The sequence below is a fragment of the Psychrobacter sp. TB20-MNA-CIBAN-0197 genome, assembly GCF_040309765.1.
Taxonomy (GTDB): domain Bacteria; phylum Pseudomonadota; class Gammaproteobacteria; order Pseudomonadales; family Moraxellaceae; genus Psychrobacter; species Psychrobacter submarinus.
In genome coordinates, this window is record NZ_JBEOPC010000197.1 from 1 (window position 1) to 364 (window position 364).

General features: G+C 38.5%; 1 protein-coding gene. It reads right to left on the reverse strand.

What is annotated here, in order from left to right:
- A partial coding sequence (locus AAEY83_RS13290; protein WP_351059483.1) for a hypothetical protein occupies positions 1–251 on the reverse strand: 251 nt, incomplete at its 3' end.
- Positions 252–364: the final 113 nt, after the last annotated feature.

Below are 364 nucleotides of genomic sequence, written 5' to 3' on the forward strand. Positions count from 1 at the left end.
GTGTATATATAGAGCTTGTGCTCTTTAGTTGTCTTTGGTGGGTCAAAAGGAGTGATAGGCGGTAGGCTATCAGCGTTCTTTTCCATGTAGTTACGGATGAACTGCCACTGCGCGCGAGCATAGGCATCGGATGTCGCTGGAAAGGAGGAGACCCATTGGTTGACGATGTTACGTTTATTATCTAGCCAGTTGAGCTGTAAAAAGTAAGTTCTACTCATACCGCCTGCACTGACGATATTGACGATTTTCACACTTGAATCAATGTCAGAAAAAACCAGCACAAAAAACAACTGTTAGTCAAAAATAAACAACCAAAAAACAAAAAAAACAAAAAAAACAAAAATAACAACAACTAAAAAAAAAA